Annotated in this window: 7 protein-coding genes; 3 read left to right on the forward strand and 4 right to left on the reverse strand. The window is 75.1% G+C overall.

What is annotated here, in order from left to right; translation table 11 throughout:
* Positions 1-19 precede the first annotated feature (19 nt).
* From ABZS69_RS08965 to ABZS69_RS08975, 3 genes are all read right to left on the reverse strand, one after another.
* The gene (locus tag ABZS69_RS08965) at positions 20-661 is read right to left on the reverse strand and encodes a response regulator transcription factor (protein WP_355368816.1); all 642 of its coding nucleotides are present in this window, start codon (positions 659-661) and stop codon (positions 20-22) included.
* A complete protein-coding gene (locus ABZS69_RS08970) occupies positions 636-2,957 on the reverse strand; it encodes a histidine kinase (RefSeq protein WP_355369125.1) in 2,322 nt (773 codons plus the stop codon). Before ABZS69_RS08970 ends, ABZS69_RS08965 begins: the two co-directional genes overlap by 26 nt.
* Positions 2,958-3,045: 88 nt before the next feature.
* Positions 3,046-3,528 carry an anthrone oxygenase family protein gene (locus ABZS69_RS08975; RefSeq protein WP_355369127.1) on the reverse strand — a complete coding sequence of 161 codons (483 nt, stop codon included), beginning with the start codon at positions 3,526-3,528 and terminating at the stop codon, positions 3,046-3,048.
* A 283-nt stretch (positions 3,529-3,811) separates the two neighbouring features.
* Here ABZS69_RS08975 and ABZS69_RS08980 point away from each other — a divergent pair, with 283 nt between their 5' ends.
* From ABZS69_RS08980 to ABZS69_RS08990, 3 genes are all read left to right on the forward strand, one after another.
* The gene (locus ABZS69_RS08980) at positions 3,812-6,697 is read left to right on the forward strand and encodes a BTAD domain-containing putative transcriptional regulator (protein ID WP_355368818.1); all 2,886 of its coding nucleotides are present in this window, start codon (positions 3,812-3,814) and stop codon (positions 6,695-6,697) included.
* Positions 6,698-6,733: 36 nt separating this feature from the next.
* Entirely contained in the window at positions 6,734-9,559 is a 2,826-nt protein-coding gene (locus ABZS69_RS08985) for a BTAD domain-containing putative transcriptional regulator (protein WP_355368820.1), read from the forward strand.
* Positions 9,560-9,677: 118 nt separating this feature from the next.
* Positions 9,678-12,779, forward strand: a complete 3,102-nt coding sequence (locus ABZS69_RS08990) for a BTAD domain-containing putative transcriptional regulator (RefSeq protein ID WP_355368822.1) — start codon at positions 9,678-9,680, stop codon at positions 12,777-12,779.
* Here the strand turns inward: ABZS69_RS08990 and sulP are convergent.
* Positions 12,776-14,443: a sulfate permease gene (gene sulP / locus ABZS69_RS08995; protein WP_355368824.1), complete on the reverse strand. Its 1,668-nt coding sequence runs from the start codon at positions 14,441-14,443 to the stop codon at positions 12,776-12,778. The genes ABZS69_RS08990 and sulP overlap by 4 nt on opposite strands.
* Positions 14,444-14,472 lie beyond the last annotated feature (29 nt).

The following is a 14,472-nucleotide window of genomic DNA, read 5'->3' on the forward strand; positions in this document are numbered from 1 at the left end:
GGGCTGCCTCAGGGCCGGGTTAGCGTGGTTCGCCGCCGAGTCCCGCCTCGCGGGCCCGGACGATGGCCGCCGACCGGTCGGTGACGTGCAGCTTGGTCAGGACGTTCGAGACGTAGTTGCGCACGGTCTTGCCGCTCACGCCGAGCCGCTGGGCGATCGCCGTGTTGTCCAGGCCGCGCGCGACGAGCCCGAGCACCTCGTGCTCGCGCTCGGTGAGCTGCGGGAACGGCGACGCCGCCGCGGCGCGGGCGAAGTGGGCCAGGATGCGCGCGGCCACGCCGGCGCCGAAGACCGCCTCGCCCCGGGCGACCGCGCGCACCGCGGCCACGATCTCCTCGGGGCCGGCGCCCTTGAGGGCGTACCCGTGGGCGCCCGCGCGCAGGGCGGCCAGCACGTTCTCGTCGTCGTCGTACATGGTCAGGATCAGCGAGCGGGTGGGCAGGCCGGCGGTGCGCATCCGCGCGGTGACCGTGAGGCCGTCGCCGGCGGGCATGTTCACGTCGAGCACGGCGACGTCGGGCCGGTGCTCGACGGCCAGGCGCAGGGCGTCCGCGCCGGTGGCGGCGACGGCCAGCACGGTCATGCCGGTCTCGGCGTCGAGCAGGGCCCGCAGGCCCGACACGAAGACAGGGTGGTCATCGGCGAGGATCAGCCTGATCATGGTCCCCTCCCAGGCTCGTCGGCAGAAAGGCGCGGATGTGGGTGCCGCCGCCCGGCGGGGAGCGCATCGACCAGACCCCGCCCACCTCGGCGGCCCGTTCCCGCATGGAGCGGATCCCCACCCCGGCCGTCCGGCCGGGGTCGAGCCCGCGGCCGTCGTCCCGCACCGTCACCTCCACGCCGCCGTCCGACGGCGTGAGCGTCGCGGTGCAGCGGGTCGCGCCGCTGTGGCGGACCGCGTTCGTGATCGCCTCGACGGCGATCCGGTAGGCGGCGGTCTCGACCGCGGCCGGCAGCGTCGGCAGCGGCTCCGCGCCGATGACCTCGATGGACATGGCGCCCGACAGAGCCGCCGCCCGCGCCCTGACGGCGCCGACGACGCCGAGTTCGTCCAGCGCGGGCGGGCGCAGCGCCTCGACCAGGCGCCGCACGTCGGTCAGCGACGCCGCCGCCTCCGCGGAGATCTCGTCGAGCAGCGGGCGCGCCGCCGAGCCGGGCGGTACGTCCCGCGCGGCGAGGCCCGCCTTGAGCCGGATCGCGGCCAGGGTCGGGCCCAGCCCGTCGTGCAGGTCGCGGCGTAACCGGCGGCGCTCGTCCTCGCGCGAGGCCACGACCTCGGCGCGGGACCTGACCAGGTCGTCGTGCAGCCGCACCGCCTGCACCGCGGTGCCCACCTGCTGGGCCAGCGAGGCGATCAGGCCGAGGTCGACGGGGTCGAGCGGATCGTCGCCGCCGCGCGCCGAGACGCGCAGGTGCCCGATGAGCGTCCCGTGGTAGCGCAGCGGTTCGACGTGCACCTCGCCGACGGGCACGCCGTACTGCGCGGCCCGGTGACCGGTGCCCGAGCCGTCCACCAGGTCGATCGCCGCGTGCGGGACGCGCAGCGAGCGGGCCACGGTCTCGACGATCGCGGGTAGCACGTCGGCGGGCAGCAGCACCGCCTGTAACCGGGTGCCGAGGCGGGTCAGCGCCGCGGACGGGTCGTGGCGGTCGCCGTACATCACCCGGTTGACCGTGCTCTGCGCCAGCGCGCGCAGCGGCGCCAGCGCGAGCGCCGCCCCGGCCGCGGTGAGCGCGGCGGCCACCGGCTGCGACAGCCCCAGCCCGCTGACCAGCAGCGCCACGACGGCGGCGTACCCGGCGACCAGGATCGCGACCACGCCGGCGTACACCAGCGACCGGTTGGCCAGCCGCTCGATGTCGAACAGGCGATGGCGGCGCAGCGCGATCCCGATCCCGGCCACGAACGGCAGCCCCGACAACCCCAGAGCGCCCGGCGGCAGGGGGCGCGCCGCGGCGAGCAGTTCGGGGAGGTGCCAGCCGGCCAGGCTCAGCAGGGTCGCGCCCGCGCCCCCGGCCAGCAGCCAGCGCATCCTGCCGCGCATCAGCGGGTCGGGGTTGCGGCGGTAGCCGATGAAGCCCCACGCCGTGCTGGTGATCAGGCTGGCCGCCACGACCGCCGTCTGGCCGCCGTGCACCAGTCCGAGCCGGCCGAGCGCGTTGGGGGCCGACAGCGCGGCGATCGCGCACCAGAGCGCCATCGCGGCCGGCGGCGCGGCGTACGCGACGGCCATCGCCCGGCGGCTGCGCGCCGGCAGCGGCCGGGGGGCGGTGAACGCGACCGTGAAGGCCAGCAGGCCGCCCCAGGAGATCGAGTACGCCACGATCGCGTTGAGGTGGAACAGCCACAGCTGGGCGCCGCCGGTGGCCAGGGCGAGGGCGGGCAGCCCGGCCGTGACGGTCAGCGTGCTGCCCAGCAGTCCCGACGCGAGCACGAGCAGCGGAGCCGTCGAGGGCTCCTCGGGCCGCCGCAGATACAGCGCGACGGCCAGCCCGGCCAGCGCGAGGACGAAGACGAGATCGCCCCAGCCCGCCACGAGCAGCGGGTACGGATCGGGGCGGCCGGCCCGGATCGGCACCGTCGTCGTCGCCCGCTCGCGGACCACGTCGTAGACCAGGGTCGTGCCCGGCCGCGGGCGGGGGACGGCGCCCAGGCCGTCGGCGAGCCGGTGCCCGGACACGCCGGTCACCAGGTCACCGGTGCGCAGCCCCGGCCCGCCGGGCGGCCCCGGGACGTCCACCACCACGCCGTCGGCGCGCCAGCCCAGCGGCACGACGCCGCCGTCCGACGGGGAGTCCAGCCCGACGGCGGTCGCCACCACGCCCAGCACCACGAGGGCGATCGCCGCCCCCGCCGGGATCCGGCGCGACCACCCCGCCGGCCGCAGCGTCGACCAGAGCGCCCGCCAGAGCGCCGGCCGCAGTGCCGACGAGAGCGCCGGCCACAGTCGCCACATGGACACGCACACATCGTGACCGACACCCGGGCGGGAAAACCATCACCCGGACGCCTACGGTTTGGACGGGAAAGCGTGTCAACGGGCCTCAGCCCGACTTGCCGGACAACGTGAGCGCCCAGGCGAGCAGGCCGAACGCGGTCGTGGAGGCGACCACGCGGACGAGGTTCCAGCCGCGCCAGCGCATCTCGCCGAACGCCTCGCGGACCGCGGCGACGTCGATGCGGTCGGGGCTGCCCGCCGCCTTGATCGCGTCGTTGAGCGGCACGTTGACCGCCAGGGTGATGACTACGGTGATCGCGTACAGGACGAGCGCGGCGACGATCCACGGCAGGGCCGGGCGGCCGATGTAGGCCAGCGCGGCGAGGACCGTGAACAGGAGGGCGCCCAGGAAGCCGCCCGCCATGAACCACGGGTTGATGATCGCCCGGTCGATGGACTGGAACGCGCCGACGAAGGTGCGGTCGTCGGTCCGCGCCAGGCCCGGCATGATCGTGTGCGCGTACAGGCCGAAAACCCCCGCCACCAGGCCCATCGAGAGCGTGGCGGCCATCAGCGCCGTGATCCGCATGCCTTCCACAGAGTCCTCCAGCGGGCTCGGCGACGTCGTCCGGGCCTCACGATCGCATCAGGTCCTTTCGCGAACCTGTCGTGAGCCTGTCGCGCGTGCGGCACCCGTCCCGGCCGTCCCGCCGAAACGCGCGGTCCGCGCGACGCAAGGTTTGTGCAAGAACGGCGACATCGCCGGTGGCTACCGTAGTTCGTGCGGAGAAAGGTCCGCGTGCCGGCGTCGGAACGGCCGCGGATGTCTCGTCTGCCCCCACATGCCTCTGATGGATGCGAAGGAGGTCGATGTGATTGTTTTCAGGGTGCTCGGCGCATTAGAGGTGGAGCGCGACGGAAGGGCGCTTCCGATCAGCGCGGGAAAACAGCGGATCGCGCTGGCGACGCTGCTGCTGCACGTGAACCGGCACGTGTCGATGGACCGCCTGATCGACCGGCTGTGGCACGACGACGCTCCACTCGACCCGCGGGCCGCGGTGCACACGCATATGACCCGGCTCCGGTCCGTCCTCAACGGGGGCCAGGACAGATCGGAGCCGATCGAGACCGGTGGCGGCGGCTACCTCCTGCGCGCGGATCCGGAGTCGGTGGATCTGCTCAGGTTCCGGCGGCTGGTGGCCGGGGCGGCGGATGGGGACGAGGAGGGGAAGGGCCTCCTGCTCCGGCGGGCGCTCGGGCTGTGGCGGGGGCCGATGCTCTCCGACGTGCCGTCGGACGTGCTGCACCGCGACGACGTGCCGTCCGTGCTGGCGGAGCGGACGCACGCCCAGGAGGAGTGGTTCGAGCTCGCGTGGCGCGCCGGTCAGGGCCCGCAGGTCATCGGCGAGCTGCGGGCGGCGCTGGCCGGCTCCCCGCTGAGCGAGCGGCTGGGCACCCGGCTCATGCTCTGCCTCTACCAGGCCGGACGCCAGGCGGAGGCGCTGGAGGTCTACGAGACGGTGCGCAGGGGACTCCGGGACGCGTTCGGCCTGGAGCCGGGCCCGGAGCTGCGGCGGGTTCAGGTGCTCGTCCTGCGCCAGGAGCCGCTGGAGGCTGCTGCCCCGCCGCCACCGGCCGGGCCCGAGCCCGCCGGCCGGCTGCCCGCGCGGGCGAGGTCCGAGGTCGTCGCGGCCCCCACGCCACGGGAGAGGTCCGAGGCCGGCGCGGCGCCGGTCATCGGCCGGCTGCCGGCGGACGTGCGGGTCTTCACCGGGCGGGCGGAGCAGGTGGAGTCCCTGACGGCGACGCTGGAGCGGGCGGGGGCGGCGGCGATCGCCGGACCCGGCGGGATCGGGAAGTCCGCGCTGGCCATCCACGTCGCCCATCGGGTCGCCGGCCGCTTCCCCGACGGGCAGCTGTACGTCAACCTGCAGGGCGCCACCCCCGACGTGCCCCCGCTGGGGCCGCGCGAGGCGCTGGGGCGCGTCCTGCACGCGATGGGCGTGCCGGCCTCCGCGGTGCCCGACGACGTGGAGGCGGCGGCGAGCCTGTTCCGCTCGATGACGGGGACCAGGCGGCTGCTCATGGTGCTGGACAACGCGCGCGACGCCGGGCAGGTGCGTCCGCTGCTGCCCGGCGGCAGGGGGTGCGGCGTGCTGGTGACCAGCCGCCGGATGCTCACCTCGCTCGACGGGGTCCAGCACCTGCAGCTGGACGTGCTGCCGGAGGCCGACGCCCACGCGCTGCTCGGCCGGCTCGTCGGCGCCGGGCGGCTCGCGGCCGAGCCCGACGCGTGCGCGGAGGTCGTACGGCGCTGCGGCGGCCTGCCGCTGGCGCTGTCCATCACGGCCGCGCGGCTGGCCCGGCGGCCGGACTGGCCGGTCGCGGCCATGGCCGCCCGCATGCGGCGGGCCGAACAGCCGCCGGACGGCGCGCTGGAGGCGGACGACCGGGCCATCCGCGCCAGCTTCATGGTGAGTCACGAGGATCTGCTGTCCTTCCCGGCCGGTAAGGCGGCCGCGCGCATGTTCCGGCTGCTCGGGCTCTTCGACGGCCACGACATCGGCGTGCCGACCGCCGCCGCGCTCGCCGACGTGCCCGCCGAGCAGGCGGAACGGCTGCTGGAGCTGCTGGTGGACGCGCAGCTGGTGCAGACGTACGCGCCGGGCCGGTATCGCATGCACGACCTGCTGCGCCTGTTCGCCCGCGAACGTCCGGCGGAGGACGGCGACGCGGCCCGCGCGGTGCGGCGGATGCTGCACTTCTACCTGGCCACCGCGCGCCGGGCCGTGGGCCTGCTCAGCCCGTCGCAACTGTGGCGGGCCGAGGTGGGTCCGGCCCTTCCCGCGGGCAGCGGTCTCCTGCTGGAGACCCGCGAGGAGACGCTGGCCTGGGCCGACGACGAGGCGTACAACGCGGTGGCCGTGGTGCGGCAGGCCGCCGGGGGAGAGGACGACGGCCTGACCGTGGGGCTGGCCACGGCGCTGTCGTACGTGCTGTTCACCCGCGGCCGGTGGCGGCAGGAGCTGCAGATCTGCGAGACCGCGATCGTCGCGGCCACCCGGTCGCGCAACCCGCTCTACCGGGCGATCATCCACCAGAACCTGGGCACCGCGCTGTCGGCCCGGGAGCGGGTGGCCGACGCCGTGCCCCACCTGGAGCAGGCGCTGCGGGCCTACCAGGAGGTGGGCGTGACCCGCCACGAGGCGACCCTGCTCGACGACCTGGGCAGCGCCAACTGCCGCGAGGGCCGTTACGGCGAGAGCGTCGACTATCACCGCCAGGCGCTGAAGGTCCACCGAAGCCTGGGCAACCGGCTCGGCGAGGGGATCACGCTGTCCAACCTCGGGCTCGCCCACCAGCGGATGGAGCGTTACCAGGAGGCCTTCCACCTGCACGGCAAGGCCATCGCCATCTTCAGCTCCAGCGGCAACGGGCGGCTCCACGCCGCCGCGCTGGGCAACCTCGCCGAGGCCTGCCGCCTTTCCGGCCGGGCGGAACGTGCCATCCGCCACTTCGAGCAGGCCCTCGACATCGACCGCCGCGCCGGGTTCGGCGGCTCGTACGGGCACGCCGAACGCCTGTGGGGACTGGGCAGGGCCCTGCACGACCTGGGCAAGTCGTGCGACGCCCGCCTGTGCTGGGACGAGGCGGCCACGATCCTGCACGACCTCGACCTCATCTCCGCGGGCGAGAAGCGCCACATCCAGACGAGCACGACCCCCGAAACCCCGGAGGTCATCCAGCGACAGCTATGACCTGCCGGATGCGCCACGGACCCCGGAAAGGGCTGCATGGAACTCGACGACGCGCTGCGTTTCCGCGTGCTCGGCCAACTGGAGGTCGTCAGGCGGGGGAGCCCGGTCACCGTCGCGGCCGCCAAGCAGCGGGTCGCCCTGGCGACCCTGCTGCTCCAGGCCAATCACCTGGTCACCAGGGACGAGCTGATCGAGCGGCTCTGGGGGAGCGAACCGCCCGCCAACCCGTTCGCCTCCCTGCACACACACATGGCCCGGCTGCGGCGCACCCTGCGCGGCGGCCGGGAGCTGATCAAGACGCACGACCTGGGCTATTCCCTCCGGACCACCCCGAAGACGCTCGACATCCTGGAGTTCCGCCGCCTCACGGAGCTGGCGGCCGAGGCGCGGGCGCGCGACGACGCCGCGCGGGAGGGGCGGCTGCTGCGCGAGGCCCTGGCGATGTGGCGCGGGCCCGTGCTCGCCGACGTCGCGTCGGCGTCCCTGCACCGCGACGTCGTGCCGATCCTGGAGGAGGAGCGGCTGCGGGCGCAGGAACGCTGGTTCGAGGTGTCGATCAGCCGGGGGGAGCCCGCCGAGGTGATCCCCGACCTGCAGGCGGCCGTGGACGCGCACCCGTCGCACGAACGCTTCTGGGCCCAGCTGATGACCGCCCTGTCGCGGGCAGGCCGCCAGTCGGAGGCGCTGCAGACGTACCGGAGGGTCCGCGATCTGCTGGGCGAGCTCGGCCTGGACCCCGGCCCGAAGATCCAGCAGGCGCGCCGGGACATCACCGCGCAGGCCGGGGCCGCCGAGCCGCCGCCGCGAGACTCCCCGCTTGTATCCGCGCCCGCCGAGTTGCCCGCCGACAACGGCGCGTTCACCGGGCGGGGCGCCGAGGTGGAGTTCCTGTGCGATCACATGACGGCCGGCCGCCGGCGCCCGGCGATCGTCGCGGTCACCGGCGCGGGCGGCGTGGGGAAGTCGGCGCTGGCCGTCCACGTCGCCCACCGCGTGGCCGGGCACTTCCCTGACGGCCAGCTGTACGCGGACCTGCACGGCGCCACGACCGACGGCGAGCCGGCGCGGCCCGCCGACGTGCTGCGCCGGTTCCTGCGCTCCCTGGGCCTGGCGGAGCCGGCCGTCCCGGCCTCGGTCGAGGAGGCGACGGCCCGGTACCGATCGCTGACCAGCGGCAGGCGCATCCTGGTCGTCCTGGACAACGCCCGCGACGCGGACCAGGTACGCCCGCTCGTCCCCGGCGGGCTCGGCTGCGGCGTCGTCATCACGTCCCGGCGGCTGCTCGCGCCCATCGGCGGGGTCGTCCACCGCGACCTCGACGTCCTGCCCGACGAGGACGCGGGCCTCCTGCTGTCGCGGCTGGCCGGCCAGGAGCGCATCGAGGCGGAGCCGCAGGCGGTGGCCGACGTGGTACGGCTGTGCGGCGGCCTGCCCCTGGCCCTGGGCATCGTCGCCGCGCGCCTGGCCGCCCGGCCGGCCTGGACGGTGTCCGCGATGCGGGACCGGCTCGCGACCGAGCGGCGACGGCTGGCCGAGCTGCAGGTGGACGGCAGGGCGGTCCGGGCCGGGTTCGAGGCGGGCTACCGGGAGCTCGCGAGCGGCGGTGGCGGCGCGGCCGCGCGGCTGTTCCGGCTGCTGGGCGTGCTCGGCTGCGCGGACGTCGGCACCGAGGCCGCCGCGGCCCTGGCCGACCTGCCCGCCGGCCGCGCCGACGAGCTCCTGGAGACCCTGGTCGAGTACCGGCTGGCCGACAGCCCCGCCCCCGGCCGCTACCGCATTCACGACCTGCTCCGCCTGTACGCCAGGGAGCTCGCGGAGGCGGGTGACCCCGGCCAGGTCGTCGACGCGGCCGTGCGCCGGGCCCTGCACTGCTACCTGGCGACCGGACGCGGCGCGACGCTGCTGCTCGACCCGGCGGCCAGGTGGCGCGTCACCCTGGGGTCCGTGCCCGACGGCGACCGCAGGATGGCCCTGACCGGCCGGCGGGACGCGCACGCCTGGGTGGACGCGGAGGCGGCCAACCTGGTCACCGTCGTCCGGCAGGCGGCCGGCCGGGACGACGACCTGGCCGTGGCGCTGGTCGCCGCGCTCGCCCACCCACTCCACGTACGCGGCCACTGGCACCAGGAACTGCTGATCGCCCAGACAGGCGTGCAGAGCGCGGAACGCATGGGGAACGTGGCCTACCGGGCGTTCGCGTACACCGGCCTGGGCACCGCCAGGTCCCAGCTGGGCTTCCTGGCGGAGGCGGATCAGTGCTTCGAGCGGGCTCTCGGCGACTGCCGCCGCATCGGCGACGCCCGGCGCGCGGCGGTCGTGCTCGACCACGCCGGGACCGTGTGCCGGCGCATGGGGAGGTTCGAGCGGGCCGTCGGCCGCCACCTGGAGGCACTGCGCCTGCACCGCGCCCACGCCGACCGCCGCCACGAGGGCGTCACCCTGACGAACCTCGGCCTGGCCCATCAGCGGGCCGAGCGGTTCGGGGAGGCGTTCGACGCCCATCGGCAGGCCGTGGCCGCCCTCCGGACCGGCGACTCCCCGCTGCCCCTCGCCGGCGCCATCGGGCACCTGGCCGAGGCGCACCGGCTCGTGGGGGAACCGGGCACGGCGGTGGAGCGGTTCAGGGAGGCACTGGCGCTCGACGGCACGGGCGGGCACGGCGGCTCCTACGGCGAGGCCGAACGCCTGTGGGGGCTGGGCCGGGCCTACCACGACCTGCGCCGGGCGGACGAGGCCCGCAGGTGCTGGCACGAGTCCGCGCAGGCGCTGCGGCGCCTCGGCCTCATCTCGGCCGCGGAGCAGGCCGCCGTCCACGCGAGCACCGTCCCCCGCACGCCTGACGTCATCGAACGCCACCTTTGAGCTGCCGCGTGGGGGATCGGCCCGCATAGGATGGGTGGTGATCCAAGGCGCGACGGGGGAAACGCCGCCTCCCCACCCGCCCGTGCTGTCGTCCAACACGCGCGACGTCAGGATGAATGTGGATATAAGGTCAGATGTCGGGTTCCGGTTCGGGGTTCTGGGACCGCTCGAAATCCTGCGTGACGGCCGGCCGATCTCGCTGCCGGCGGCCAAGCAGCGGATCGTGCTCGCCACGCTGCTGCTGCGCGCCAACCACCACGTCTCACCGGACGAGCTGATCGAGCGGGTCTGGGCCGACGCCGTCCCCAACAGCGCCCGCAGCGCGCTGCACACGCATGTCGCGCGGTTACGGCGGGCGCTGGGCGAGGACCCGGGCGGTGACGGCGCCCGGCGGCTGATCCGCACGTCCAACGACGGCTACGTCATCGACCTGCCGCCCGAGGGGCTGGACCTGTCGCGGTTCCGGGAGCTGGTCGCGCGGGCCGGCGCGAGCTCGGACGCCGCCGGCGAGGCGGATCTCCTCGGCGGCGCGCTGGGGCTGTGGCGCGGCCCCATGCTGGCCGGGGTTCCGTCGGAGTCGTTGCACCGCGACGAGGTGCCGCTGGTCGTGGAGGAGCGGTTGCGGGCCGTCGACCGGTGGTTCCAGCTCGGCCTGCGGCTCGGCCGCGACGACGAGATGGTCAGAGTCCTCAAGGAGGCGACCGCGGAGCATCCGTTCCACGAGCGGCTGTGGGCCCAGCTGCTGGTGGCGCTGCACCGGTCCGGCCGCCGGGCGGAGGCGCTGGAGACCTACCGCAGCGTCGCCGTGCTGCTGCGCGAGGAGCTGGGCATCGACCCCGGCCAGGAGCTGGTCCGCGTGCACTCCGCCATTCTGGCCGGCGACCCCGAGCCCGCCCGCGGGCTCGCCGAGCCACCGGCCCGCGCCGAGCCGCCCGCCTGGCAGGGCCTCGACGAGGAGGAGGACGACCCGCCCGCGAGCCTGGTACGCCCGCAGCAACTGCCCTCCGACCTCGCCTCCTTCACCGGGCGCCGGCGCGAGCTCGCGGCCTTGGACGCGCTCCTCGTCCGCGAGCACGCTCAGGCGTCGCCGCCCATCGTCATCGCCGCCATCAGCGGGATGGGCGGCGTGGGCAAGACGGCGCTGGCCGTGCACTGGGCGCACTCGGTCGTCGACCGTTTCCCCGACGGGGTGCTCTACCTCAACCTGCGCGGCTTCGGGCCCGGCGCGCCCGTCGAACCCCATGCCGCGCTGGAGCTGCTGCTCAACGCGCTGGGCGTGGTCGGGCAGCGCGTTCCCAAGGAGAGCGACGCGCGCTCGGCGCTGCTGCGCAGCGTGCTGGCCGGGCGGCGGGTCCTGATCTTGCTCGACAACGCCCGTGACGCGGCCCAGGTGCGTCCGCTGCTGCCGGGCTCGCACTCGTTCGTGCTGGTCACCAGCCGCAACCAGCTGCGCGGGCTGGCCGTGCGCGAGGGGGCGCGGCTTCTGCTGCTCGGCCAGTTCTCGCCCGGCGAGTCGGCCGCCCTGCTGGCCGCGATCCTCGGCCAGGAACGCATCGGCGCCAGGCCGTGGGCCGCGGCCGAGCTGGCCCGGTTGTGCGTCCACCTGCCGCTGGCGCTGACGATCGCGGCCGAGCACGCGATGTCCCGCCCCGACAGCCCGCTGAACAGCCTGGCCGAGGAGGTGCGGGCCCAGCGGACCCGGCTGGACGCGCTAAACACCTCCGACGACCACGAGGCGAGCGTGCGGGCGGTGCTCTCCTGGTCGTACCGTGCGCTGGAGCCGCCGGCGGCCCGCATGTTCCGCCTGCTGAGCCTGCATCCCGGCCCCGACGTCGGCCCGGGGGCGGCGGCCGCGCTGGCCGGCGTCGCGGTCGCCGAGGCGCGGCGGCTGCTCGACGTCCTGGCCGACCGGTCGCTGCTGGAGAGACCCGGACAGGACCGGCACCGCTTCCACGACCTGCTCCACGCGTACGCCGCCGAGCAGAGCGCCCTCACGGACGGCCCGGACGAACGGACGGCCGCGCTCCGCCGCGTACTGAACTGGTACCTCCACACCGCCGGCCGCGCCGCGGACCTCGTCGAACCCACCAGGAGGCGCTTCCCCGACGCGAGCGACCGCGCCCCCGCCGAGCCGCCCGCGCTGGACGGCCCGGACGACGCGCTGGCGTGGGTGGAGGACGAACGGGCCGGCCTCGTCGCGGCCGTCGTGCTGTCGGCCGAGCGCGGATGGGACGACTTCACCTGGCGGCTGGCGCACGCGCTCTGGCGGTTCTTCCTCATCCGCGGGCACGTACGCGACTGGATCGACACGCATCTGCGGGCCCTGGACGCCGCGCGGGACACCGGTGACCCCCGCGTCCTGGCCGAGACGATGAAGAACCTCGGCTTCGCGTACTGGCGGGCCGGGCACCTCTCCGAGGCGCTGGACTACCACGGCCGGGCGCTCGTCCTGGACCAGGAGAGCGGAGACGGCTGGGGCGAGGCCAAGACCCGCAACCATCTGGGGTTCATCCACGACCGCGCGGGTCACTTTGCCGAGGCGCTGCGCCAGCATCAGCGCTCCCTCGCCCGTTACCGGGAGGCGGGCGACCTGTGCGGCCAGGGCCGCGCGCTCGTCGGCATCGGCACCGCCTACCGCCGGCTCGGGCATCACCGCGCGAGCATGGTCCACCTCAAGAGGGCGCTCAGCGTCACCTGCGCGGTCGGCGACCGCTGGAGCGAGAGCCTGGCCCTCGTCGCCGTCGGCTTCACCTGCCTGAGCGCCGGCGGCGGCGCGGAAGCCACCGGTCCCCTCCACCGGGCGCTCACCATCTCCCGCGAGATCGGCGACCGCTGGGGGGAGAGCCTGGCCCTCATCGTGATCGGCCTCGGCCGGCTGATCACCGGCGACCTCGGGGACGCGACCCATCCGCTCTGCCAGGCGCTGACCATCTCCCGCGAGATCGGCGACCGCTGGAGCGAGAGCCTCGCGCTCACCGCGATGGGATTCGCCAGCCTGGCCTCGGGACGGAACGCGGAGACGACGCGTTACCTGCGGCGCGCGCTCACCGTCAGCCACGAGATCAGATGCATCTCCGGCGCCGACGACCTGCTCCACGAGGCGTTCCGCACCGCCCTGCCGGCCGGCGGCCACCAGGCGCTCGTCTCCACGCTGTCCTTCCACACCCGCCTGCAGCTGAGGCTGGCCGCCGCGCACGCCCCTCGCGCGCTCGGCCCCTAGGGTGTCGTCTCGGCCTGCCACTCCCGGTAGGCGGCGACCGCGGTCGGGAGGGTGGGGAAGATCCGGTCCTCGCCGACCGCCGCGGTCAGGCCGTAGGCGTCCAGGTACGTGCGCAGGTCCTGCTTGACCCTGGCCATGGCGAAGACGATGCCGCGCCGGTCCAGCTCCTGGCGCAGGGAGTCGACGGCGTCCAGGGCGGTGATGTCCACCTCGACGTTGGCCTCGGTGTTCAGGACGAACCAGTGGACGGGGTCGGCCTGCTGGTCGACGGCGGCCAGGGCGCGGCGGTGGAAGTCCTGGGCGTTGGCGAAGAACAGCGGCGAGTCGTAGCGGTAGATCACCAGGCCGGGGATGGTGCGGGCGGCCGGGTAGTCGTCGACGTCGTGCATGCCCGCCAGGCCCGGCACCAGGCCCTGGACGGCGTCGTGGGGGCGGGCCACCCGGGAGAGCATCTCGGCGACGGACAACGCCACGGCGAGCAGGATGCCGTACAGGATGTCGAAGATCAGGACGCCGGCGAAGGCGCCGAGGGCGAGCAGGAGCTCGGTGCGGCGGAAGCGGGCCAGCCGCACGAAATCGGGCAGCGAGACGAGCCGGGTGGCGGCGTAGACGACGATCGCGCCGAGGGCGGCGGTGGGGAAGTCGGCCAGCAGCGGCCCCGCGAACATGAGCACGGCTGCCACGGCGACCAGGCACGTGAGCGAGTACAGCTGCGTGCGGGCGCCGGCGGCGTCGGCGAGCGCGGTGCGGCTGCCGCTGCTGCTGACCGGGAAGCCGTGCAGCACGCCCGCGCCCAGGTTGGCCACGCCGAGGGCGAGGAGCTCCTGGTTGGCGTCGATGTCCTGATGGTGGCGGGCGGCGAAGGAGCGGGCGGTGAGCATGTTGTCGCTGTAGCCGACGAGAAAGACGCCGACGGCGGGCAGCAGGAGGTTCTCCAGCGGGGGCAGCGCGGGGGAGGGCAGCCCGGCCGGGATCTCGCCGACCACCTTGATGCCCCGGGCCTCCAGGTGGAACACCGTCACGCTCAGCGTCGCCAGCAGCACCGCGAGCAGCGGCGCGGGGACCGCGGGCAGCCGCCACTGCAGCAGGAACAGGAAGGCCAGCACGGCGGCCGCCATGAGGACGGTGCCGAGATGGGCGTGGGGCGTCTGGCGGGCGAACGACGACACCTGCTCGATGAGGGACTCGCCCGACACCGGGACGCCGGTGAGCTTGCCGAGCTGGCCCACGATCATGATGACGGCCACGCCGGCGAGGTAGCCGACCAGGATCGGCCTGGACAGCAGATCCGAGACGAAGCCCAGCCGCAGCAGCCGGCAGCCCACGCAGAGCAGCCCGACCGTGACGGCCAGCGTGGCGGCCAGGGCGGCGTACCCGGCGGAGTTCCCGGCGGCCAGGGGGCCGATGGCGGTGGCGGTCATCAGCGCGGTGGTCGACTCGGGCCCGACCGACAGCTGGCGGGAGGAGCCCAGCAGGGCGTACAGGGCCAGCGGCGCCAGGATCGCCCACAGCCCGGCCACCGGCGGCAGGCCGGCCACGGTGGCGTACGCCATGACCTGGGGAACGAGGTAGGCGGCGACGGTCAGCCCGGCGAGCAGGTCACCACGCAGCCATTCGCGCCGGTAGGCCGTCAGACTGGCCAGGCCAGGCAGAAAACGGAGCACGCCCGAGGATGGCGCATGATGGCACGCGG

The sequence above is a fragment of the Nonomuraea sp. NPDC005650 genome, assembly GCF_040605375.1.
GTDB lineage: Bacteria > Actinomycetota > Actinomycetes > Streptosporangiales > Streptosporangiaceae > Nonomuraea.